This window comes from Acaryochloris sp. IP29b_bin.137 (assembly GCF_028285745.1).
Lineage (GTDB): Bacteria > Cyanobacteriota > Cyanobacteriia > Thermosynechococcales > Thermosynechococcaceae > Acaryochloris.
Window position 1 is genome coordinate 1 of record NZ_JANQOP010000103.1, and the last position, 24482, is coordinate 24482.

At 47.8% G+C, this 24482-nt stretch carries 22 protein-coding genes; 14 read left to right on the forward strand and 8 right to left on the reverse strand.

What is annotated here, in order from left to right:
- The first annotated feature begins 619 nt into the window (after positions 1-619).
- The 7 genes from Q0991_RS07715 to Q0991_RS07745 all read left to right on the forward strand — a co-directional run bounded on the left by Q0991_RS07715 (position 620) and on the right by Q0991_RS07745 (position 7788).
- Positions 620-1183: a photosystem I assembly protein Ycf4 gene (locus tag Q0991_RS07715; RefSeq protein WP_299487038.1), complete on the forward strand. Its 564-nt coding sequence runs from the start codon at positions 620-622 to the stop codon at positions 1181-1183.
- Positions 1184-1259: 76 nt separating this feature from the next.
- Positions 1260-2015 (forward strand): peptidylprolyl isomerase, encoded by a 756-nt coding sequence (locus Q0991_RS07720; RefSeq protein WP_366524917.1) that lies wholly within the window; start codon positions 1260-1262, stop codon positions 2013-2015.
- 194 nt (positions 2016-2209) lie between these two features.
- Positions 2210-3376, forward strand: coding sequence for a beta-ketoacyl-ACP synthase (locus Q0991_RS07725; RefSeq protein WP_299487042.1), 1167 nt, complete (start codon positions 2210-2212; stop codon positions 3374-3376).
- Positions 3377-3611: 235 nt separating this feature from the next.
- Entirely contained in the window at positions 3612-4694 is a 1083-nt protein-coding gene (locus tag Q0991_RS07730; RefSeq protein WP_299487044.1) for a hypothetical protein, read from the forward strand.
- Positions 4695-4866: 172 nt separating this feature from the next.
- Positions 4867-5808, forward strand: coding sequence for a rhodanese-related sulfurtransferase (locus Q0991_RS07735; protein WP_299487046.1), 942 nt, complete (start codon positions 4867-4869; stop codon positions 5806-5808).
- Positions 5809-5813: 5 nt separating this feature from the next.
- Entirely contained in the window at positions 5814-6485 is a 672-nt protein-coding gene (locus Q0991_RS07740) for a glutathione S-transferase (RefSeq protein ID WP_299487048.1), read from the forward strand.
- A gap of 340 nt (positions 6486-6825) precedes the next feature.
- A complete protein-coding gene (locus Q0991_RS07745) occupies positions 6826-7788 on the forward strand; it encodes an acyl-CoA desaturase (protein WP_299487051.1) in 963 nt (320 codons plus the stop codon).
- Between the two features lie 124 nt (positions 7789-7912).
- On the opposite strand, the gene Q0991_RS07750 is transcribed toward Q0991_RS07745, so the two are convergent.
- Positions 7913-10636 (reverse strand): cation-transporting P-type ATPase, encoded by a 2724-nt coding sequence (locus Q0991_RS07750; RefSeq protein ID WP_366524919.1) that lies wholly within the window; start codon positions 10634-10636, stop codon positions 7913-7915.
- 43 nt (positions 10637-10679) lie between these two features.
- Positions 10680-11183 (reverse strand): universal stress protein, encoded by a 504-nt coding sequence (locus Q0991_RS07755; RefSeq protein WP_299487054.1) that lies wholly within the window; start codon positions 11181-11183, stop codon positions 10680-10682.
- Positions 11184-11555: 372 nt separating this feature from the next.
- Between Q0991_RS07755 and Q0991_RS07760 the strand changes: the two genes are divergently transcribed.
- From Q0991_RS07760 to Q0991_RS07785, 6 genes are all read left to right on the forward strand, one after another.
- The gene (locus tag Q0991_RS07760; protein WP_299487056.1) at positions 11556-11720 is read left to right on the forward strand and encodes a hypothetical protein; all 165 of its coding nucleotides are present in this window, start codon (positions 11556-11558) and stop codon (positions 11718-11720) included.
- Positions 11721-11780: 60 nt separating this feature from the next.
- The gene (rlmD, locus tag Q0991_RS07765; protein ID WP_299487058.1) at positions 11781-13229 is read left to right on the forward strand and encodes a 23S rRNA (uracil(1939)-C(5))-methyltransferase RlmD; all 1449 of its coding nucleotides are present in this window, start codon (positions 11781-11783) and stop codon (positions 13227-13229) included.
- Positions 13226-14416 (forward strand): sodium/glutamate symporter, encoded by a 1191-nt coding sequence (gene gltS / locus Q0991_RS07770; protein ID WP_299487059.1) that lies wholly within the window; start codon positions 13226-13228, stop codon positions 14414-14416. The genes rlmD and gltS overlap by 4 nt, the downstream gene beginning before the upstream one ends.
- A 130-nt stretch (positions 14417-14546) precedes the next feature.
- Positions 14547-15566, forward strand: coding sequence for a DMT family transporter (locus tag Q0991_RS07775; protein WP_299487061.1), 1020 nt, complete (start codon positions 14547-14549; stop codon positions 15564-15566).
- Positions 15567-15680: 114 nt separating this feature from the next.
- Positions 15681-16439, forward strand: a complete 759-nt coding sequence (locus Q0991_RS07780; RefSeq protein WP_299487063.1) for a response regulator transcription factor — start codon at positions 15681-15683, stop codon at positions 16437-16439.
- Between the two features lie 46 nt (positions 16440-16485).
- Positions 16486-17859, forward strand: coding sequence for a HAMP domain-containing sensor histidine kinase (locus tag Q0991_RS07785; protein WP_299487064.1), 1374 nt, complete (start codon positions 16486-16488; stop codon positions 17857-17859).
- 13 nt (positions 17860-17872) lie between these two features.
- Here Q0991_RS07785 and xth read toward each other — a convergent pair whose 3' ends face one another.
- The 3 genes from xth to Q0991_RS07800 form a co-directional block, all read right to left on the reverse strand.
- Positions 17873-18682, reverse strand: a complete 810-nt coding sequence (xth, locus tag Q0991_RS07790; RefSeq protein WP_299487067.1) for an exodeoxyribonuclease III — start codon at positions 18680-18682, stop codon at positions 17873-17875.
- Positions 18683-19652: 970 nt separating this feature from the next.
- A complete protein-coding gene (menB, locus tag Q0991_RS07795) occupies positions 19653-20486 on the reverse strand; it encodes a 1,4-dihydroxy-2-naphthoyl-CoA synthase (RefSeq protein ID WP_299487069.1) in 834 nt (277 codons plus the stop codon).
- 9 nt (positions 20487-20495) lie between these two features.
- Positions 20496-21086, reverse strand: coding sequence for a glyoxalase-like domain protein (locus Q0991_RS07800; protein WP_299487071.1), 591 nt, complete (start codon positions 21084-21086; stop codon positions 20496-20498).
- Between the two features lie 211 nt (positions 21087-21297).
- On the opposite strand from Q0991_RS07800, the gene ruvC reads away from it, so the two are divergent.
- A complete protein-coding gene (gene ruvC / locus Q0991_RS07805; RefSeq protein WP_299487073.1) occupies positions 21298-21768 on the forward strand; it encodes a crossover junction endodeoxyribonuclease RuvC in 471 nt (156 codons plus the stop codon).
- 226 nt (positions 21769-21994) lie between these two features.
- Here the strand turns inward: ruvC and Q0991_RS07810 are convergent, their stop codons facing one another.
- From Q0991_RS07810 to Q0991_RS07820, 3 genes are all read right to left on the reverse strand, one after another.
- Positions 21995-22690: a methyltransferase domain-containing protein gene (locus Q0991_RS07810; protein WP_299487075.1), complete on the reverse strand. Its 696-nt coding sequence runs from the start codon at positions 22688-22690 to the stop codon at positions 21995-21997.
- 226 nt (positions 22691-22916) lie between these two features.
- Complete coding sequence (locus Q0991_RS07815) at positions 22917-23546, reverse strand: GNAT family N-acetyltransferase (RefSeq protein ID WP_299487077.1); 630 nt, start codon at positions 23544-23546, stop codon at positions 22917-22919.
- 27 nt (positions 23547-23573) lie between these two features.
- Positions 23574-24482: a tetratricopeptide repeat protein gene (locus Q0991_RS07820; protein WP_299487078.1), complete on the reverse strand. Its 909-nt coding sequence runs from the start codon at positions 24480-24482 to the stop codon at positions 23574-23576.

Sequence of the window (24482 nt, forward strand, 5' to 3'; positions counted from 1 at the left end):
CGACTGCTATGGTCATGGAAATAAACCCTCTTGATCTAACTTAAAAATTGCAAGGCCGCAAAATTTTCTTTCGAACCTTGTGAGGTTTCTCAGAAACCGGACTAAGGAATCGAGAGTTTGGGTTCTGGGAATTAATAGTGTAAATCGCCCTAGAACCTCAACCTACACCTCTTCATAACCAAATGTTATAGAGATCATTCACTAAATGTAACAGAGTTTCGTCAGAAAATGTAGCGGCTACAAAGGCACATACACAGAGGTTTAGCCAACTTGCAGGGGGTATGCTGCACAAAACTTTATCTACCTCAACCATCGGTTTTTTGGGGCTTGGCTACCCAAATGGCTATTCTTTATCCTGGCTTTAAGAGAAGTAAAGTTATATAGGACTATCTAAATAAAACTTCACATATGAGTTGAGAACTATATTAATCCCATCAAATTTGTGTCTAGCGTTGGTTAGTATCTGAAATATGGCTGCTGATAGATTTGCATGCGGAGACGATAAGGAAGTACTGCTTGGCAGTCCATCGTAGACTCATCCATTGTTTAGCTGAGCAGCTTATACTCATATATCAGTGCTCATCATTAGCTAAGGAATCACAAGAGCTCACCTGACACCATGACCACACAGAAACTATTAGATAAGCAGACATTGCGTTACGAGGTTCTTGGGACTCGTCGATTAAGTAACTATATGATCGCGACGATGGTCTCCATCGGAGGGGTCGGTTTCTTCTTAGCTGGTCTTTCCAGTTATTTCAAAATCGATCTTCTGCCAACAGGTAATGCAGTCGATCTGATTTTCATCCCTCAGGGCATCGCACTCACATTCTATGGGACTTGTGGTTTACTTTTAGCAACTTATCTATGGTTAACCATAAGTTGGAATGTCGGTTCCGGATTTAATGAATTTAGCCAAGATTCTGGGAAATTTCGACTATTCCGTTGGGGACGCCCGGGCAAGAACCGCAAAATTGAACAAATGTATCCTTTGGAGAATATCCAGTCTGTTCAGGTCAAAATTCGTGAGGGACTCAATCCTCAACGGACCATATATCTGAGGATCAAGGGCCGCAACGATATCCCCTTAACCCGAGCAGGTCAGCCCATGGCGCTAGATAAGATCGAGAATCAAGCAGCTGAAATTGCTCGTTTCTTGGGCGTTCCCATGGAAGGGTTGTAAAACCATAACTCTAATTTATTGTCTCTATATGATCCATTCAACAAAATCCATCGGCTTATTCAGATCATTCTGGGTGATGGTACTCGTGTTTTTACTGGTGGCATGTAGTGCGCCTTCTAATTCTTCTGGTACATCAGATACTGGAGCATCACCCACTAGTTCTTCAGTGTCTAGTCCCAGTCAAGAGGGCAGCTCAGAACCTGATTCAGTGCCTGGTTCAGAGTCTACTTCCCCCTTTGCTCAACTTCCTCAGTTGCAGGGGAATGCCACTGTGGTGCTTAAAGTTAATGGAAAAACCATTACCTTGGCAATTGACGGTAATAATGCTCCTATCACAGCCGGTAACTTTATCGATTTAGTTGATAAAGAAGTGTATAACGGCACGGCTTTTCATCGGGTTGTGCGGTCACCCTCTCCCTTTGTTGTTCAAGGGGGAGACCCTCAAAGTAAGGATCCCAATTTCCCTGTTCAACGACTGGGGACAGGAAGCTACATTGATCCTGAAACGAAGGAACCCAGATATGTGCCGTTAGAGATTCTGCCGGAAGGGGCTGAGCAGGCGACATACAGCAAAACCCTTCAGTCTGCTGGTGTGAATCAACTACCGAAGTTAAAACACACAAAAGGGGCGGTGGCGATGGCCCGCTCTCAATTACCTGACTCTGCTTCTGCGCAGTTCTATTTCACCCTTGAGAATATTGATTTCCTAGATGGAAACTATGCTGTCTTTGGCTACGTGACTGAAGGGATGGATGTGGTTGATCAGATTCAACAAGGCGATCGCATTGAGTCGGCAAAAGTCACCGCAGGCATTGAGAATCTGAAGCGATAGTTGGATAGTGGCTGGTCACAAGGGATATCCATATTCGATGGGCAAACACTTGTGATATGCCCCTGTTGTTGAGTTTGCTGATGGGATTTCATAATCACTTGCTGATCTGTATATTTCAGAATGGATTTAGCTGCCAACCATCATGATGGCAAGGTGGACAGCAGCTTTGGTTTGAGAGGTCTTTATAATCTCGTATGGTGCCAAGGGTTGTTGTTACAGGAATAGGGGTAGTTTCAGCCCTAGCCCCTAGTCTGGACAAGACCTGGCATCGGCTTCTAAGGGGTGAATCGGGAATCAAGAAGTACCATCCTTTTCCAGAGATTCCTGCCCAACCTTTAGCATTAGTCGATTCTCGGCCTAGTCATCTTGAGGACTTATTAAAACCTGCTCTGACAGAGGCTTTATCCGATGCGGGTCTCTCGTCACCGCTTCCAGATTGCGGGATAGCCATTGGTTCTAGTCGTGGCTCTCAATTTCAATGGGAAGAAGGAGCATCTGTTTATCATGCTTCCGCCAATGTCGTGAGATCGCTACTATCGACGCCAGCGTATCTTGCCCAAATTTATAGCGTGTCTCCTGCCTCAATAGTGGCTCAATTCGTAGAAGCTCAAGGTCCTGTTTTGGCTCCTCGTGCTGCCTGTGCCACGGGAATTTGGGCCATTGCTCAGGGCGCAGACCTCATCCGAGCGGGATACTGTTCACGAGTCATCGTTGGTGCCGTTGAAGCCCCGATAACGCCATTGACCCTAGCAGGCTTCAATAAAATGGGTGCTATGGCCCATTCAGGAGCCTACCCCTTTGATCAGAACCGGGAAGGGTTTGTTTTAGGAGAAGGAGCCGCAATTTTAGTTTTAGAAGACGAGACTTTAGCGAAAAAAAGACATGCCAACGTATATGGTCAAATCTTAGGGACAGGGTTAACCGTCGATGCCTACCATATGACTGCCCCCGAGACTAGCAGAAAGGCGGCAATCACTGCGATTAGGAGCTGTCTTCAACGTAGCGATCTGGAGACATCTGATATTGGCTATATCCATGCCCATGGCACGGCCACTCAACTCAATGATCGAGCAGAGGCGTTCGTCATTAAAGAATTATTTCCATCTTCGGTGGCCGTTAGCTCTACCAAGGGAGCCACCGGACATACCCTCGGTGCATCGGCTGCATTGGGATGTGTATTTTGTTTGATGGCCCTTTCCCAGAGAGTGCTCCCTCCTTGTGTCGGACTGCAAGAGCCCGCATTCGATCTGAATTTTGTCCGCAAACCCCTTAGCCACAACCTGCAATCCGTTTTATGTTTAAGCTCTGGCTTTGGAGGACAAAACACCGTCTTAGCTTTATCTTCAAGTGCGTCAGTTTGAGAAACTAAGTTGAGTGAGCCATCGGCTGATTGACTTGCTCAACTTGATTTCTACCGATTGTTGGGAGGGATGGAAGACGATAGATCCCTTTGGCAAAGAATTGGGCACACTGGATGCAAGCTATCTTATGAAGCTGCAAGAAGTTTTTAGTTTCCAATTGCTTTCTACCCAAACTAAAACTTGCTAAGCTTCTTGTACTGAAACTGTAGTAAATATTGATTGTTTCTAAAAAGACATGGTTGAAGAAGTCAGTTCAAACCCTATTCTAAGTGTCGATGAACCCCAACAATCATCCACTTCGCCTGCGTCTCAAGCCAGTATGGGGGCTGACGAACTCATGGATGAGTTATTCCATGACTTTGAAGCTGATCTGGAGAGTTCAAGCTTGGCCTTGGCAACATCGAGAGATGGGGGTGTAGGACAGGCTTTGCTAGAAACCATCAAAGGACAAGGTTTATTTCGTCATTCGTCCACAGACCATCCTAGTGATGATTTATTGGTCCCCTACACACCGTTAGAGTCAACCTTGGCCCTTAGAGAGGATCTAGAGACTTCGCTCAGCCTCGATGTTGTCTCTTTACAAGAGCCTGCCAAAAAACCGCTAACTGGAAAACGTTTACTGATGACTTCGGCTTGTGTCTCCTTAGTCGGTATCAGTATGTTTTGGGTGGGACGGCAACTGCGACTCCAGCATGCGCCTGTAGCCGCTGCCCCTCAATCTGAGATCGCATCCCCTCAAGTGCCTGCCGAGACCGTGGCGTTTGCTGATTATGTCAGCCAATCCCTGGAACGAATTAATCAAGAAACTAAAGCGGCAAAACTGGCTGCTGCTCAGGCTAAAACACAGCCTAAGACAGCCACCATTTCTCCTGGTGCTGGGCTTCCCAGTTTACCCAATGTACCCAAGGTGAGTGTTGCAGGTCCAAACTCAGCTTCGGCTCCCCATAATAATGTTGAGCGAGTGTACGTTCCCGTAACCGAAGTTCCCACTCCACCAGCTCAACCGGAAGCCTTGCCTCAGCCTGCCAATACGCCAGTGATTGCTGCAGCTAAGGCCACTCCCCAAGCGGATGAGTTGCCCGTTGTTAAACCTTTGCCCTTAACCCCACCGAATGATGGCGAGCGCAAGTTCTTGGGGGGCACTAACTTGGGTGATCAGCCTGTGTTTATGGTCTCTATTAATGGCTCTACGCGCCACGTTAAGTTAGGAGAATCCATCGATGAGACCGGGGCCACCTTTGTAGAATTTGATGGGGAACAAAGTGTGCTGAAGCAGGGCAATCAATTGAGATCCGTCACGGCAGGGCAATCGTTCTAGCCCCCCATTTGGCTCAATTTATAGATTGGAAGCTGGGTTAGACTGGTGTGTGGCCCACTTGTAAGCGCTAGGATGCATGGGGATGTCCTAACATAGGAAACAGCTTAAAGCAGTCGCCTTTCATGGTAAAGGTTGTGCTTTATCTAATCCTCGATATTCTCAATCGACATTGATGGCTGAATTTTTAACGGTTGCCTTCTATAAATTTGTTGAACTGCAAGACTATAAGGAGTTAAAAGCTCCCCTCCTGTCTTGTTGCGAAGACAATAATGTTCAAGGCACTATTCTGTTGGCGACGGAAGGAATCAATGGTGCGATCGCAGGTCTACCCCACAATATCCAGGCAGTCTTAGATTTTCTGCGTAAGGATTCACGCTTCGCCGATTTAGCACCAAAAGAATCCTGGTCAGAGAAACGCCCCTTTTATCGGATGAAGGTCCGGCTGAAAAAAGAAATTATCAAAATGGGGGTTCCAGACATTGACCCCACTCAAACCGTTGGAGAATACGTAAAGCCGGAAGACTGGAACCAGTTACTCGCCGATCCAAACGTGGTAATCATTGATGTACGCAACGATTATGAGGTGGCTATAGGCACCTTCAAAGGTGCGGTTAATCCCAACACTCAAAGTTTTTCAGAGTTGCCCCAATGGCTTCAAGCACAAGCTGAATTGCAGAAAAAGCCCAAAGTGGCCATGTTTTGTACAGGCGGTATTCGCTGTGAAAAATCAACCGCCTTATTGCGACATCAAGGTTTTGAAGAGGTCTATCACCTGCAAGGAGGCATCCTCAGCTATTTAGAGAAAGTGCCAGAAAGCGAAAGTCTATGGCAGGGCGATTGTTTTGTCTTTGATGAGCGAGTGGCTGTCGGCCATGGCCTTAAACCGGGTCGATATCAGCTATGCCGAGCCTGTCGAACTCCCATTAGCCCTGAAGATATGGCCTCGGAGCACTACGTCCCGGGGCAAAGCTGTCCCCATTGCCATGGCACCCAAACGGAGACCCAAAAACAGCGATTTGCAGAGCGTCAGCGACAAATGGAACTCGCAAAGCAACGCAACCAAGTCCATATCGGGGCAAAATATGCTCGCCATCAACTCGATCCAAACCCCTAAATTGCATGGCAACCTATCCCATTTTGTATTCGTTTCGTCGTTGTCCTTATGCCATGCGAGCCCGGTTAGCTTTGACAGTTAGCCGACAGGTCTGTGAACTGCGAGAAGTGGTATTGCGAGACAAGCCCCAAGAGATGCTGAACGTTTCCCCAAAAGGAACGGTCCCAGTCCTGATTAAGGTTGACGGTTCCGTCTTGGCAGAAAGCCTAGACATCATGATGTGGGCTCTCAAACAGCAGGATCCTGAACGTTGGCTCCGTTTTGATCCCGATCAAATGATGAATCTGCAAGCCCTCGTTGCAGAATGTGATGGTCCCTTTAAGCACCATCTAGACCGTTACAAGTATGCACAGCGTTACGAAAATACCAATGCAGTAGAACATCGGACTGAAGGATCCCAATTCCTTGAAAAGCTCAATCATCAACTAGGAGAAACGGCTTATCTATCTGATCAGCATAGATCTTGGGCTGATATGGCTATTGCCCCCTTTGTTCGTCAATTTGCCAACACAGACCGACAATGGTTTGATGCTCAGCCTTGGTGCCATTTGCAGGCCTGGTTAGCTGAATTTCTAGCCTCTGATATATTTCAGCAGATTATGGAAAAGTACCCACAGTGGAAATCAGGGGAATTGGGTCCTTTGTTTCCGAGCCTATCCTCACCCCATCTAGAATGACTTTCTAGCCTAGACAAAGTGTCCAGCAAAGCCTAAACATCCCAAAACGACAACTTTTTGATGTCAAAATATAACTTGTCATAGCTCTATGCATTTGCTGATTGAGTCTATGGTCTGGGCCAATGCCATAGGGGGGGTTGATTAAGATAACTATCTGAAATCCAGTGATTCTAATTTAAGGGCAAGGTTTAGATATAGAATTCGATCAACTCAACAGGTATCGAAATTGACAAACTCACAAGTTACCTTCGCCAGGAACATCGGGTTTAGGAAAGAATTAAACCGACGGGTCAACGAATATTTCACCACAAACAATATCAGACCCCGAGATAATCTAGCGATGTATTTCAAGTCGCTAGTGATTGCCACTTGGACCTTGACTGCATGGGCCATCATTCTTTTTGGTCCACCCAACCTTGCCATCAAGATACTGGGTTGTGTTGCGCTAGGGATGGGGGTGGCTGGCTTCGGCATGAGCATTGGTCATGATGCTAATCATGGAGGTTACTCATCTAGTCCCCTTGTCAATCGGATTATTGGCAGCTGTTATGACGTGATTGGCGTCTCTAGTTTCCTATGGAAATTTCGCCACAATCAGCTCCATCATGTCTATACGAATATTGAAGGCTATGACAACGAGATTGAGGGAGACGGTGTGGTCCGCATGTCCCCACATACGGCCCATCAACCCCACCATCGATGGCAGCATTATTGGATTTGGTTCATCTATCCCTTTATTCCCATTTATTGGTATTTCAGGGATATTCAACGATTTATCCGCAACACCCCCTATCAAGACAATCCCCTTCCTCCCAAACAGCCCATCGATCATTTAACATTCTGGGTTGGCAGAGCCATTGGTATTTCGTTCTTTATTGGTATTCCATATTTTGTGGGCTACTCGCTATTCGAGATAGGGACTGGTTTTGTGATTGCCTATTTGACCTATGGAGCCATCGTTTGTGAGATTTTCATGTTGGCCCATGTTCTTGAGGATGTTGAATTTCCTCAGCCTGATCCAGAATCAAACCAAGTTGAGGATGAGTGGGCTATTTTTCAACTGAAAACCACTGCCGACTTTGCGCCCCAAAATCCTTTTTTGAATTGGTATGTCGGTGGACTAAACTACCAGGCGGTTCATCATCTGTTTCCCCAGATCTGTCATATTCACTATCCCCAAATTGCCCCTATTATGGCGGAGGTCTGTCAGGAATTTGGAGTCAAGTATGTGGTTTATCCCACTTTCAGAGAAGCTATAGCTTCCAATTACAGATGGCTCAGACTGATGGCTGTGGGAGGATAACCCCAAGGTTAGTTTAAGTTAGCAAGAAAATCACATTAATCCAGTTAGGAAACCCATTCATAGCGGGTTTGAGAAATTTGTAGTCGTTGAGCCTAGGGAAAAAACACTGGTGAGGTGTGAATATTCATGATTGTGATGGATCAATCCAGTTAGCCAGGGCTGCCATCGGTAGCATGGGCAACATCGGCAACAAGCAAATAAGCCACTGCATCCAGGTTAAGGGCGCGGTCTCAAAAAGCTGATTCATTACAGTCCACTGGCTGAAAAGGAGTTGGAGAGCAATCGCTCCAACTATTCCCATGACCAAGATGGGCGCATGGATAATCGACACGGTTCGATGGCGAAGAGAGTGGAACAGACTGAGCCCTAGCTGGCTAATACTCAGAAGATAGACAATGCGAGCGGCCACGAGCGCTTGGATCGCCATTGTTCGAGCTACTGTAATATCCCCCGTGGTGGATTTAGCCCACTCAAACAGACCGAAAATCAGAATCCAGTTAAAGAGGGAAACCACCAAAATTCGACGCAATAACTTCCCTGTAATTAAGGGTTCGTTGGGATTTCGAGGGGGATGTTGCATCAACCCATTGGCCTTCGGCTCAAAGGCTAAAGGTACTGTCATGGTCAGGGAGTTGATCAGGTTTAGCCATAGAATCTGGAGCGAGAGAATGGGCAAATCTCGGGCGAGCAGGGCACTAATCAAAATGGTCATCGATTCACCGCCATTGACGGGTAACAGAAATGCGATCGCTTTTCGCAAATTCTGATAGACGGTACGCCCCTCTTCTACCGCCGCCTCAACGGAGGCAAAATTATCGTCTGTCAGCAGCATATCTGCCGCTTCTCGCGCCACTTCTGTGCCCCCTTTACCCATCGCAGTTCCAATATCAGCTTGCTTAAGGGCTGGCGCATCATTGACGCCATCCCCGGTCATGGCGACGATTTCACCGTTTGCCTGAAGTGCTTCAACCAATCGCAGCTTTTGGGTCGGCGCAATTCTGGCAAACACGTCTCCCTCTTCAACCGCCTGAGCCAGTTGCTGATCATCCATGCTGGCTAATTGCCGCCCTTCAAAAGCCACCACTGGTCCGGCTTTCTGGATCCCCATCCGCTGGGCAATGGTCCGAGCCGTGGCAATATGGTCTCCAGTAATCATTTTCACTTGAATACCAGCAGCCTGGCAGGCATGAACTGCAGCAATCGCCTCTGGGCGAGGGGGGTCAATCATGCCCTGTAAGCCTAGAAAAATAAGGTCTGTTTCGATGTCTTCATGATCAATGGAATGTTGATGGGCACGGGCTTCCTTTTTAGCAAAGGCAAGAACCCGCAACCCTTTTTCTGTCATCTTTCTGACTGTTTTCTCAATTTCTGCGGAGTCGAGGGGGGGCTTTTGATTATCGCGTCCCATCATTTGGGAGCATCGACTCAAAAGCGCCTCGACCGATCCTTTGACATAAATGATGGGGGAAACTGGATCATGCAAAGTTGCCATATATTGATATTGCGATTCAAAGGGAATCGCATCCAACCGGGGGATTGAAGCCGTCAAACTAGACTGGCTGAGGCTAGCTTTGGCGGCTGCCGTGATCAATGCACCCTCCGTAGGGTCGCCAACAACGGACCAATCCTCTCCCGTTTGTTTGAGCTGGGAGTCATTGCAGAGCAATCCAGCGATCAGACACTCCTTCAAGGTCGGAGGTAGCTCATCTTCAAGTGGACTCACGGGATTACGGACTGTTAAGCAAATATCTCCTTTGGGACTATAGCCACTCCCACTCACCCGGTAGATTTCTCCGCCGGCATAAATCGCCTGGACCGTCATTTGATTTTCCGTGAGCGTTCCCGTTTTATCGGAGCAAATCACGGTTGCCCCCCCTAACGCCTCAACGGCTGGAAGTTTGCGAATAATAGCGTGACGGCGTGCCATCCGATTGACGCCAATGGCCAAGGTAATCGTGACGACCGCAGGTAACCCTTCTGGAATCGCACTGACTGCTAGAGCAACGGCAGCCTCAAACATATCAATCCAAGACTCCCCTTGCCCCAACCCAATGGCAAAGGTGAGGGTTGCCAGGGTCAAAATACCGTAGAGCAAAATGCGACTAAACTTGGCAAATTTGCGGGTTAGGGGCGTACTGAGGTTGACCCGCTGCACCATGGATTGAGAAATTTGCCCGACTTCTGTTGCAGCTCCTGTGGCGACCACCACTCCGGTTCCCTGCCCAAAGGTGACAAAGCTGCCCGCATAGGCCATATTGGTCCGTTCTGCCAGGGAAATATCTGCTGGTAGGGGTTGGATCGATTTGTCCACAGGGACAGATTCTCCCGTCAGGGCTGACTCATCGGCCTGTAAATTTTTGATGTTGATGAGTCGCATATCGGCTGGAACTTTATCACCGGATGCCAGCATCACAATATCTCCGGGGACTAACTCTCGTGAGGGAATGCGCAACGTTTGTCCATCGCGGAGAACAGTCGTTTCCGTGATGACGGCCTTGGCTAAGGAGGCGATTGCGCCCTCTGCCTTTGCTTCTTGCATATAGCCAATTCCGGCATTAATGACCGTCACGCTCCAAATCACGGCTGCGTTCGTCCATGATCCTAAAAATGCCTTAACGCCCCCTGCAATGAGCAGAATATAGAGAAGCGGCTGATGAAATTGCAGCAGAAATCTAAGCCAAGCCGGTTTCCCGGGCTTGGTGGGAAGCTGATTCCAGCCATAGATTTCATAGCGATGGGTCACTGCTTCTGCCGTTAACCCCCTTTTGGCATCGCTATCGAAGCAATCAATAGATTCCTGAGCCGAAAGCTCATGTTCAGAGCGAGATGACTCCTCAACTGGCTCCATAATGTTTAGCATCGTAGATGGTTCCCCGATGAAGGCACTGCTTCTAAGTGGCGTTGCCTTGAACGACTAGTACTGAGCAGGGGGCATGGTGCAACACATAATTGCTGACACTGCCCAGAAATAACTCTGCCAGGCCGGAGTGGCCTTGGCGTCCCATGGCAATGACATCAACTTGCCACTCATTCGCTAGGGCACAAATTTGATACCCTGGTTCTCCAAAAACAGCCTCACAGGTCACTGGTACGCCTTGTTGAGTAGCATGCTGGTAATACTCCAGTAGCCACTCATTCGCCTGTTCAATCTGAGCCTCCCATTTTTGCTGAGCAAATTGCAGATCAGCATCATCATAGGGAGTAAAATAACCGGCACTTTTTGATGTTCCCTTTGGAGAAGCCGTCAATAAACTCGAGCGCTTGATTGACGTTTCCACACAGTGAAGGAGATATAGTTTTGCTGTGTGAAGTTGAGCTATTTCTAAGGCCTGCTCAAAAACAATTCCCCCCAAGGAAGAGGTGTCAATGGCTACCAGAATGCGGTCATAACTCATAAAAACCCTCCAGCTTTTAATATAAAATGCTTGACGACTCCAGAATTATTAGTCCCAGAACGATAGGGGGCAGGGTTCTGTAGTAGAAGATATGGGTGATAAGAGAGCGATGATCTTCTGACTAAGCTCCATAAACAAGGCAATAGCGGTCACACACAAAATAAACGCCAACGTCAGCATTGCAATCTCCCAACTGGATATAAGGCCAGCTTGTAGACTATCAACAGGTTGTGGCGGGGGTGTGTCAGAACGACCGAACTATTGTGTCGTCGCAGATCCGGTAAAGAGAAGTGAAAACTGCCAGTGACGTTCGATGCCCAACTGACAATCGACTCTGATGGTTTCCCTTGGCGTTCTCCTTAGGGTTGGGCGATGGCGAACCCGTATCCCATTCCACCAGAATTGATGGGGGGCAAGGCGGTTGCGATCGCAACCATCGATCCAACCCTGAAGGAAAATCGCCACGGTTCAGATATCATGGAATGTCTTCAAAATAGAAGCATTCATCTTGTACGCCAGCCGTTTACCTCTCTCTAGTTCCAGAACTAAAGAACAACGCTCGTTAACGTCTCACTACCGCAAGCCGTAAAACATGCCATGTCCATTGACCATCCCCGAAACACCAATCCACCCGATCCACCCGTGTTCAGCCCACAAAATCCTTGGGTACAAGGTCGCTTGCTGGAATTAGACATTCTCGATCTCAGTCCCACCGGAGATGGAGTCGGGCGATGGGGGGCACAGAATCAGGTCGTTTTCGTCCCAAACACCGTTCCGGGTGATCGCATTCAGGCTCGACTGGTTCGTGTCAAACCCCGTTATGCCCATGGTCAACTCCACGCGATTATTCAGCCTTCGCCGCATCGAGTTAGACCCCACTGTATGGTTGCCGATAAATGTGGCGGGTGTCAGTGGCAACCGGTCGCTTATGCTTATCAACTCGTAGCCAAGCAAAATCAGGTCGTTCAGGCACTGGAAAGAATCGGACAGTTCCCCTCTCCCAACGTTGATGCCGTACTTGCAGCAGAGTCTCCCCTAGGCTATCGAAACAAAGTGACCTATCCTGTCATTTTTAGTCCCAATTCCCAACGGGTCCAGGCAGGCTACTACCGAAAAGGCAGCCACAAATTAATCAACCTTAACCAATGTCCCGTTCAAGATCCACAATTTGATCCGTTCTTGGCAGAAATCAAAACAGATGTTCAACAACAAGGTTGGTCCATTTATAACGAACAAAATCATCAGGGTTTAATTCGCCATCTTTCGCTGCGCATTGGTCGTCGAACCGGAGAAATTTTGATGACACTTATCATCAATGCCAAGCCCAGTCAGGCGTCTCAACTTTTAGCTAATTTTGAAGCGCAAGCCCAGAAATGGTTAGAGCATTATCCCCAGCTCGTGGGAGTTTGCCTCAATTTCAATTCGCACCGCACTAATCGCATCTTTGGCAAAGACACGGTTAACATTGTGGGTCGCAACTATTTATATGAGACCTTTGCCGGGCTGACGTTTCAACTGCGACCCGATACCTTCTTCCAGGTCCATACTGAGCAAGCGGAAGTCCTGCTCAAAACGCTCTGTGCCCACCTCCAACTCACAGGTACCGAACAGGTCGTAGATGTTTATTGCGGTATCGGCACCTTAACACTTCCTTTAGCCCGACAGGTTAAAGAGATTATTGGCATTGAAGCGCAAGCAGCAGCGATTGACCAAGCCGAAACTAATACGGCTCTTAATGACATTACGAATGCCACGTTTCGCGTTGGTGCTGCTAAAGATTGCCTAAAAGAGCTTCCTTTTACCCCCGACCTCGTCATCTTAGACCCGCCCCGCAAAGGCTGTCATCAGAGTGTCCTTGAGCAATTACTCGCCATTTCGCCTCAGCGCATTGTTTATGTTAGTTGCCACCCAGCAACCCTGGCTCGAGATTTGAACCGATTGTGTCAATCAGGACCGTATGACCTGAACCGGGTGCAACCCGTCGATTTTTTCCCCCAAACCTCTCATGTGGAATGTGTGGCGTTCCTCCATAGGTCCGCTTCATGATGGATTCTGTGATCAGCATCGATTGCTTGACCTTCCTGCTTATCAGTATCTTTGTCCTTGGATTTGGCATCCTCGTGACCCGGACGATCCCTTTACTCAAGGCGTTCAATATTCCCGCTGCAGTAACGGGGGGCCTGCTAGGGTGTGGTCTGGTGAGCTATATCAACCTCTGTACGTCCTGGCATCTGCGGTTTGATCTGAGTCTGCGCAACCAACTGCTGTTGATCTTCTTCAGCACCATTGGACTCGCGGCTCGATTTAAGCAACTCCAAGAAGGGGGTAAAACATTGATGGCGGTGATTGGGGCAGTCATCCTATTCTTATTTCTGCAAAATGCAGTCGGGATTTCAGTGGCCTGTCTTGTGGGTTGCCCCATCATCTATGGATTACTAGGAGGGACAATTGCCTTTGTCGGGGGGCATGGCACAGCCATTACCTGGGGAACGCTGATTGAGCAACAAGGGTGGACAGGAGCCTTGGAATTCAGCTTGGCTGCAGCCACCTTAGGACTGATCGTCGGCGGATTGTTAGCAGGTCCCATTAGTCAGCATTTAATTCACCGATATGAGCTGGAATCCATCGCTCCCTCAATTGACGCCACAACAGACACTCCGATAACCATACCTGCCAGTTTGGACGGCATGTTTGGGAGTGTTTTACTTATTGCAACCTCCCTTGCCCTCGGGTTGGGATTACACCTGCTCACCCTCCATTGGGGCATGGTCTTGCCTCAATTTCTGCCTGTGATGTTGGTGGGCATTCTCTTGATTAATCTACTGGACTGGGGAAAGATCAACTTCAACACGGCAGCCTTGTCATTCTGGAACGATGTCAGTCTGCAACTTTTTTTGGTGATGAGTCTGATGAACTTACAGATTCTGTCTTGGGCCCATACAGCTGGCCCCTTACTGATCTTGTTAGGTGCCCAAACCCTTTGTGCTGGATTATTTGCTTACTTTGTTGTGTTTTGGGCAGCGGGTCGTGATTACGACGCTAGCGTGATTTGTGCAGGATTCACGGGGATGGTCTTAGGCGCGATGCCCGTGGGAATGGCCAATATGACCACCTTGACCCATCGCTACGGCCCTTCACCTAAAGCATTATTGGTTATCCCCATACTGGGAGCCTGTTGTATGGACATCGCTAATGCGGTCGTGATTCAACTATTTTTACTGCTTTCACCATAAAATCCGACCAAAGTCAGCGGAATGTATCAAAAAATTACACAATATATATTTTGCCCAGGGGTCTCGTAACATTACATAATATTGGGGGATCATCCACCCACGGTAGCTCACTCCTCAAATTCAATTGACAATGCTTACCAAAGACCTAGAGCAGCAGCAGACTCTTGAGCCCCTGCAGCGTCCTGCTGACCCTCAAGTCCTAGAGTATCTTTACCAAAAATCTACATCACCCGCTTCCACGGTTGTTCCCTTTGCTGCACTGCTAGCCGCTGTTTGTATTTTGTCGTTTTCGGCAATTTTCACACGGTTGAGTGAAGTAGAACTGACAGCCAGCGCCACCATCTTCAATCGATTCTGGATTGCTTCCTTAGCCTTAGGAGGTTGGAGTGGTTTTCAACAATTTCGGCAACCTCGCACCGTAACTGTACCTTCCTCTAAATCACTACAAATGCGTGATTTGGCGTGGTTTCTATGTCTGGGGATTCTAATCTACGGTCGAGCCGGATCTTGGGCCTGGTCACTCACACAAACGAGTGTGGCAAATTCAAATTTGCTCCATAATATGACGCCTTTGTTTGCGACCCTGGGTGGATGGTTATTCTTAGGTCATCGCTTCAATCGTCAATTTCTATTGGGGATGGGATTGGCCATCACTGGCGTGTTGATCATCGGTATTGGCGATTGTCAGGTGGGCTCCAGTGGGCTGATCGGCGACGGTGCCGCATTACTATCAGCTGTTTTCTATGCTGCCAACTTCCTGGTAATTGAGAAATTGCGGGTCAAGTTTTCCACCCAAACCATTATGTTGTCGTCTTGTGTGGTCACTGGGCTATTGACGGTTCCCATTGTCTTACTGGGAGGAAATCAGCTGTTTCCGACGTCAATCACAGTTTGGCTAGCCGTTATTGCCTTGGGTGTGATTAGCCAAGGCGTGGGGCAAAGTCTATTAGCTTACTGTTTGAAGCAATTTACCTCAGGGTTTGTTTCCGTCTTTATGCTGATGGAACCCCTAATTACCGCTATCCTGGCTTGGCGAATCTTTGCTGAACAGCTCAATTGGCTGAACTGGATTGCCTTTTTTATCGTTTTAAGTGGGTTATATCTAGCAACAATCAGCAAAGGATCTACAAAATCCAGCTCTATGCATTAATTTCCTCCATGAACCGATCATATTCAGGTTATGCTTCGGTTAAAGACCCTTCAGGCCAATGGTTCCCAAGAGATTCAATGTTAGAATCGGCCTGTCGCCATTCCAGCACTCTGTATGCTATCTACTGACCCTAGTGCTCGCCCTTTTGAGCAGCTTCCCACCACAATGGGGCAGATTCTGTTAGTAGAAGATGAGGAAAATATTCGCGAGACCATCGCCCCTGCTCTACAAAATGAAGGCTATCGGGTCATCACTGCCGCTGATGGTCAAACGGCTCTGGATGTGATTCAACTCTTTAAGTCGCGATCGCAACAGGCATCCTCCCTCGATCTGATTATTTTGGATATCATGCTTCCCGGCATCAATGGCATTGATCTATGCCGGTTTATCCGCCGTGAGGGTTCGACTGTCCCCGTCCTGATGTTGAGCGCCAAAGATACGGAAGCTGATCGGGTGGTTGGCCTCGAAGTCGGTGCAGACGATTACCTCACCAAACCCTTTGGCATGCGAGAGTTAGTGGCTCGCTGTCGGGCATTGCTGCGCCGCCAGCGATTAAATAATACGGATTCCCAAGGGACCATTCTCACCTGCCGAGAAATTAGTTTGCACCCTGAAGAATGTCGGGTCACGGTTCGAGGGGAAGAGGTGAGCTTATCACCCAAGGAATTTAGGATTCTAGAATTGTTTATGAGCTACCCCCGTCGAGTGTGGCCCAGAGAGCAAATCCTGGAAAAAATTTGGGGTCCTGACTATATTGGCGATAGTAAAACGGTAGATGTGCATATCCGCTGGCTACGAGAAAAGATAGAACTTGATCCCAGTAATCCAGATTATTTAGTAACCATTAGAGGATTTGGTTATCGGTTCGGTTAAATCCATCCATTGGGGGTAGACTCAGGCTGACACACCGGAGAGATTTGTGGAATTGGTATGGTTTCTAGTAGGGTTAGGCTGCGGTCTCGGACTACTGGCAATATTTGCCCACCGCTATAATGACCGTCTAGAACAAATCATTCATGCTTTACCGAGTGAACACTATCAGTCGGCGCTTTCCCCACTAAGCCGACTGTCTCGGGTCACTCATGCCTTGCAAGATGAACTCCAACGCAACGAGCAGGAGATCCTGGGCTGGCAAGATGTCCTCTATCGGTCGCCGATTGGCTATTTACAAGTGAACGGGGTGGATAACCTGTATTGGATCAATGAACGGGCATGTGATCTCCTCTCCATCCACCATCGCTCATGGGAAACTCTACCGAATTGTCTACTCTTGGAAGTCGTGAGATCCCTGGAACTCGATCAGCTAATTCGTCAGGTGCGGACCCATCAGCAGGAACATCAGATCGATTGGAACCTGCATCACTCAGAGCGTTCCCAGGAAAAACCGCTGCGCGCTGTTGGCATTCCCTTACCGAAAGGACATGTGGGGGTCTTTATCGAAGATCGAACAGAAGCGAAAAACCTAGCAGATGATCGCGATCGCTGGACGTCAGATGTTGCCCATGAACTCAAAACCCCCTTAACGTCGATCCGACTGATGGTCGAAACCCTAGAGCAGCAGGTGAGCTGGCAACATCGAACTCATATTGATCGACTGCTGCAGGAAGTCATTCGCTTAAGCGATCTGGTCAAGGACTTATTAGAACTGAGTCGAATCACCTTTAATCAGGCCCAAACACTACAACGCCAATCCATCAACGTTCCCAGCTTGATTCACAAAGCTTGGCTGAATCTAGAACCCCTGGCCCAACAACGTAATTTATCGCTGTTTTACCAAGGCTTAGAGGATTTCATCTTGGAAGTTGACAAGAATCGGTTGTATCGCGTGTTTCTGAATCTTTTAGATAATGCCATCAAACATAGTCCCATCGATCAACCGATTCTTGTTCAGGTGGAGACGGAAACTGCTTCTCCCCAACCTGGAGAACCGAATCAATGGCTATGTATTGACATTATTGACACCGGCTCAGGCTTCTCGGCAGAAGTGCTTCCCCATGTTTTTAAGCGGTTCTATCGTTCTGATCCCTCTCGAGTACGGAGCACCTTTTCCCTTAACCAGTCTGAGCTCCTTGAACGTCAATCCAGCTCTAGCTTGGAACCTACTGCCACCTCTATCCTCGTCTCTGGTTCTGAGCCTGAACTACCGGCGACTGCCACATCCCAAGGGGGAAGTGGATTGGGACTTGCGATCGCACAGCAAATCATTCTTGCTCACGGCGGCACCATTCGAGCCCGCAATCATCCCCAAACGGGCGGTGCTTGGCTACAAATCCTCCTGCCTTGCAATACCTAAAGCCTGCAACCTCTTAGTTAAGGTGGGTTGTATCAATCTCAACGACGACTGGGGCATGGTCACTCGGTTTTGGCAATCTCCGGGGGGCAACATCGATCGTGCAGGCTTGAGCGCTTTTATAGAGCGCTGGAGTCAGATAGTGATGATCAATACGCCACCCTAAGTTTTTTGGGAAAGCTCCTGCTCGATAATTCCACCAGCTAAATTGACCAGACTCAGCATTGAACTTGCGAAAAGCATCCTGCAATCCGAGGTCCAAGATCGTTTGTAAAGCCTGCCGTTCTGCATCAGTTGCCATGATATGGTTTGCCCGATTAGAGGAATCATGGATATCCCGGTCCTCCAAAGCAATATTAAAATCACCACACACCAGCAAATGAGTTGGCCCTTGAGAACGTAATTGCTCAATATAGTCATGCAGTAATGCCAGCCATTCCAGCTTATAGATATATTTATCACTCCCCACTTCAGAACCATTGGGGACGTAGAGATTCAAAATTCTTACCCCCGGAGCAATGATCCCCGTAATGAGGCGCTTCTGCTGATCGAACTTTTGAGCCTGATCATTCTCTAATAGAGGCGAAAAACCGCTACTTACCTCAGATAGTGCTGAGCGACTCACCAGAGCTACGCCGTTATAGGCTTTTTGGCCTGAAACGTAAACCTGATATCCCTCGTCCAAGAACGGAACGCGGGGAAAGTCCTCATCCACGACCTTGGTTTCCTGCAAACACAAGACATCAACTGATTGGGGATACAGCCAGTCCAAGACCTGGTCCAAGCGTGTTCGAATCGAATTGACATTCCAACTGACAATTTTCATTTGGGGTTCCTGCTAATCCGTACTCTAAGGCATTAAATATTTATTTACATTGTTCTGCCCTCGAACTTGACTTAATTAGTATCCAAATTGACCATAAGTTTTGCGAATTTATACAAAGATAGAGTTAAAGCAATTATCTTTGTTTTGCATTAGCCTTTATCCCATATTTAGGTTTAGCGATTTTTTGCCGATAAGTCCTTTTTCTAAATTATTTTTCTCAGCGAAAGCTAAGCCCCGCCGTTCATTTACATCCTTCATGGTTTAGTATTGACGTTTTTTTTCGGTCTCCCCTTGGAAAACATAAAGAAAATGTAAATGCAGTCTTTAGGGATGGGGATCAGTTAACAGCTTGCCCTTAAAGGTTTTTTAGGCCCTTCAGAGCATCTATTCCACAAATTGGGAAACATAATATAAAAAGGGAAATAACCTAGGCAGAAATTCTTTCTTAGCTGAAGGAGCAGGCTTCTAAATTTATTAAAAAAAATTACGAAGCTTTTCTGTTTGTTAAATTACTAATTTTCAACACACTCTATGAATACTTTGAGTTCTCCCTCCTTTGCTTGCCGCTATTGTCAACATTATTCCCCTGAAGGAAGACGAGGTGGCCATTGCCAGAGGCTCGGGGCTCCAGTTCGTGGAGAGTGGAAAGCTTGTTCTCTGATGATCCCGAGTTTTTCCTCTGCTATGGAAGTCATATCCATGAGTCATCACCCCGAATCTATAGCAACTTACGGTCTTGAGGCCACATCCACTCCCCGAGTTTTAGCCCCAACTGCTTAAATCCCTGTCTTAGTTCTTATCACTCTATAAATTGCTCATTTAATCTAGTGTTGATCTCTCGATCAACTTAAATAACATCAACCCTACACTAGGCAACCGGGAGAAGATATTTCTCCCGGTTGTTGTTTTTATCCGTTTCCGAGGGAAGAGCCTGATAACGGCAGAATGGCGAAAATCCCTTTTGAGGGAACTAGGGACGCCAAGGAAACTGGCGAAAATCGGGATCACGCTTTTCTAAAAAGGCATTCTTCCCTTCAGCACTTTCTTCGTTCATATAGAACAACAACGTGGCATTCCCCGCAAGCTCTTGCAAGCCGGCCTGACCATCGCAGTCTGCATTGAAGGCAGCTTTAAGGCATCTAATGGCCAGCGGGCTTTTCTGCAGAATTTCTTGTGCCCATCGCACGCCCTCAGCTTCCAACTCACTCACGGGCACCACGGTGTTCACTAACCCCATATCTAGAGCAGCCTGAGCATCATATTGCCGACATAAAAACCAAATTTCTCGGGCTCTCTTTTGTCCAACCACCCTAGCCAGATAGCTGGCGCCAAAGCCTGCATCAAAACTGCCGACCTTCGGTCCAGTCTGTCCAAACACAGCGTTCTCAGCGGCAATAGACAAATCACAGATCAAATGGAGCACATGGCCGCCGCCAATGGCATAGCCCGCCACCAGAGCAATCACAACTTTGGGAATCGAGCGGATCAAGCGCTGTAGATCAAGGACGTTCAGGCGAGGTACACCATCTTCGCCCACATATCCTGCAGATTGTCTAACGCTTTGATCCCCACCCGAACAAAAGGCATATTTACCATCCGTATGGGGGCCTGCTCCTGTTAATAGAATGACGCCAAGGGAAGGATCTTCACGAGCATCAATAAACGCATCGTAAAGTTCAAAAACGGTTTGGGGCCGGAACGCATTGCGCTTATGGGGCCTATTGATAGTGATTTTGGCAATACCGTCAGCTTTGTGATAGAGGATATCCTGATACGATTTGACGGATTGCCAGGGTAGGGTCATTACTTACGCCTAATTTGAAACTTCAGCAAATTCGATGACAGAACCTTCATAGGTCTTCACTAAAAAGTTTAGAGGTTTTTCCCGTCGAATCTTATATTTCACATAGCGAGTTTGAACCTTGATCAAAATTTGCTCTAGGCAATCATGATCAAAGCAAACATGGCGCTGGCGATTTTTGTCACCAATGCTCGCCCCTCCGATCACGTGAAGCTGCACATTTTTTTTGAGTTGATACCAAAATCCATCTGTTCCACCAAACTGCTGCATCGCTGGCCTTCCTAATTCAGTGGACATATACATCGGGTCAATACCCGATAATCCTAAGGTTTGTTCATAGTTGTAATAGTAGTGCAGCGGCACCTCAGCGGTTCGAAGTTGCAGCTCTCCCTCAAAGAATTGTCGAGCTACCTCCAAGTCCGACACCATTAGCGTGTGAACCTTGGGTGCACTGGATAGAAACATCCACATGGCGCCCGCGTAAGCAACCAAAAGCATCACCATGACCCCTTGGGTTGAGAACAAACCGTCAATGGGTAAAAAGAAACCAGCAACCAGAGGATTCTGCACAGAAACAAGGTTTGAAAAAAGAAGAAGAGTCATTCTGGTTTCTAACGATTGGATAAAAGATCAATAGAACATAAAGGGGTAAACCGACAAACAGGCCAATCAACGCTGAACCCACCCATAGCGTCCTACTATTATAAAGATCCTAGCCAATTTCTTGATGTCTCCCATGAGAGAATTCTCTTCTAGGCCCGTTTTAATCGCGTGCCTTCGACCGGATGATTACTGAGGAAATGCCCCACAAACTGTGACGAAGCGTATATTGGGGATCGATCCAGGATTAGCATCTCTTGGATTTGGCTCCATCAGAGCGGATCACAACACCCTTGAACTGCTGGATTATGGCATCATCCAAACTCCGGCTAAAACCGATGTTGGGAAACGCTTGCAGACCATTTATGAAGACTTGCACCAAGTCCTCACGGATCAAAAGCCAGATTTGGTTGCCTTAGAAAAGCTCTTTTTCTATCGGATGGGAAATACCATCCTGGTCGCCCAGGCCCGTGGGGTAGTTATGCTGGTTTTAGCCCAGCATCAGTTGCCAGTGATCGAATATACGCCTGCCCAAATTAAACTGGCCTTGACCGGATACGGTGCCGCCAATAAGGAGGATGTACAGGTGGCTGTTGCCCGGGAACTCAAACTCAGTACTTTGCCTCGACCAGACGATGCATCGGATGCATTAGCAGTTGCGCTGACTGCATGGTTCCAACGTTAGACGTAAACGACCAATTGAGGTCGCTATAGTTACACGCATCGCTCCCCGACCACGGATATTCAATGCATGTCAGGCAAAGATATCAAAAAAAGTTGATATGCTGATTTGTTTTTTTCTGCTCCAACGCTCCGCAAGCATCTGAAAATGGGCATCCTGAGTAAGTTGATAAGCCATAGCTGCCCCTAGGAATTTTTTGCTAGGGGCTTTCCTCAATTGTAAGGAGATTTTAAACGGACTGACCGCTCACCCCGTTCATTGAACATTCCTGGGCGGATGAGGAGAGTCGTTGCTTAACGACTGCAAAAAAAGGATCGCCTCCCCCCAGCCCCATCCATGACAATAGCGAAGATTGAGGAGGATCGTTGGCAATGAGCTGAGGAGGACCCATGCCTTTCACAGCGCTAAAATAAGACTGCACAAGCTGAAGACGTTGGTGGTCCGTTCGCTCTCGCCAAGCCTGAATGGCTTTTTGATAGAACATTCGGTTGGAGAAGCTAACAATGACGACGCCGTTAGGTTTAAGAACCCGATGAATTTCACTGAAAATAGCTTCCGGGTACTGCAGGTACTGCACGGACACGGCGATCACGACGGCATCAAAAGTGCGATCGTCATGGGGGAGCTGGAGGTTTTGATTAAGATTCTGGACATAGAAGTCATCTAATCGAGGGTTTTTAGCCAGTTCTTCAGCATTCAAACCGTGGCCCACCACCTTGGCAAACTCAATCTCTTCCGGTAAGTGAGAGACCCAACTACTCATTAAATCGAGGATCGTAAAACCGGGCTGAAGATGCTGCCGATAGAGATCGGTCAACTGTCGGATAAAACCTGCATCAACATGAGTGACAAACCGAGGATAACCATAAAACTGAATATCGTCAGTATCGTCTAACTTGGTTCTTTGATCGGGTTGCAACAGCATAGATGATCACACTTTTTTCTGGATAAAACTGGCCCAAACGAATGACGGCCCAAAGATCATTAAGATTTCTCTGGCTCCACAAGCTTTTCAGCCCATTTCAAAGTGTAAAAGAAACCGACTGTGAGGTGTGGCCATAGCATAGTTAGGCAAACCCAGACCCACAGCGTAGAAACCGCATCGGGGGGACAGCACACCTATAACCTATTGACTCTGATGTCACGAAGCCTTAAAGGCTCTTGCATAGGAGTAAGCGGTTCGATTGTCCAAACAGGAGGCCAGACCAGTGGACAGGACTGTCTACTCGGTAGTATCCAGCTTTGGCATAGAGGCGGCGAGCAGGGGTATTGTCATCCAGAACATGAAGGTAGATGCGATTGTACTCCCACTGGCGCACCAACTCTTCGCAGGCGAACAAGAGTTGTTTCCCCACACCTTGGCGGCGGCTCTGAGGCAAGACCGCCAAATTTGAAATATAGGGAACCCCTGGGGAAAAGGGCATCCACGGCGACAGCGACTTTAAGGCTACCTCAACCGTACCGATTAATTTTGGGGTGGAGCGATGGACAATTTGAGCCCCGATTAGACTGGTATAGGGCATCGTTCGCACACTATAGCGGGACTGGAGATCGTGGGAGATGCCCATTTGCATCAGCGGGTTAAACCAGGACTTCCAGCCTTCCTGGGGATAGAAGCAATAACTCAATAGGGCTGCGACGTCAGTCAAATCCTTTTGTTTCAGGGTTCGCAGGCGGAAAGGCGTATTCAATCGACTGACGTACTGAGCGTCTTCGACGGTGAGATCGGTTGGATGGAAAATACCTAAATCTGCCACAACGCTACGTTTAAAAAGGTGCAAGAAATCATGTTAAACAGCCGAAAGAAATTAAGGGTTGGTCGGCTCCTCGGTAGAGGAACTAGCTGAAGAACCGTCATCCGATTCAACATCCAACTCACTTAATGTGGCCTGCATTTCTGGCGTTGCAAATACGACTTTGGTATCGGCAATGAGCTTTTCTCCCCATAGATTCTCTTCTAAGAACGAGACCTTGCCATAGCGGCCATCTAGCTGCAGGGCTGACTTCGCGAGGGATAAGCCTTCTTCTTTCTTGCCCTCAACATAGGTAGCCACAGCAAGGGCAAGCTTCGGTTCTCCTGACTTTGCATCAATGGCTATCGCAGCTTCCCACTGCTTGATGGCACGGCCAATATTCCCATTTTCATAGTGCACTAAGCCAATGTTATTGATGGCAGGCCAAAACTTTTGGTTCTGATCCAGGGACTTCTCGTACTGTTTAATGGCCTCTTTCAATTTACCCATTTTGTAATAGGTATTTCCTAGATCAAACAGTGCCTCGGGCACATCGGGCTTAATCTTCAGCCCCATCGTTAACAGTTGGGCAGCCTGTTCATATTTTTCCTCACCAAAGTAGGCTGCGCCTAAGCTGAAGTGAACGCCAGCATTTTTAGCATTAAGGGTTCGGGATTTTTCTAAGGCTGAAATGCCTTTATCAACTTGCTTTTGATTGAGATATAGCCCCCCCAGTAATGCCCATGCATCTGCAGACTTGGGTGCTAACTGAGTGGCTAACTTTACCCGGGCAAGGGCAGGTTCAACTTGCTGAAATTGACTGAGATAGACAGCCTCTTTGAACAGAACTAAACCCGTTTTTTCGAGCTGTTTAGAATCCAATTTGAGGATGCGAGGTGCTACTGCTTGTCCCAGAGCGGGCGGTGAAATTGCACCTAGACTAGCCGCCAGGCATAGAGAGAACAGAGTTGAACGTCGAAGCAC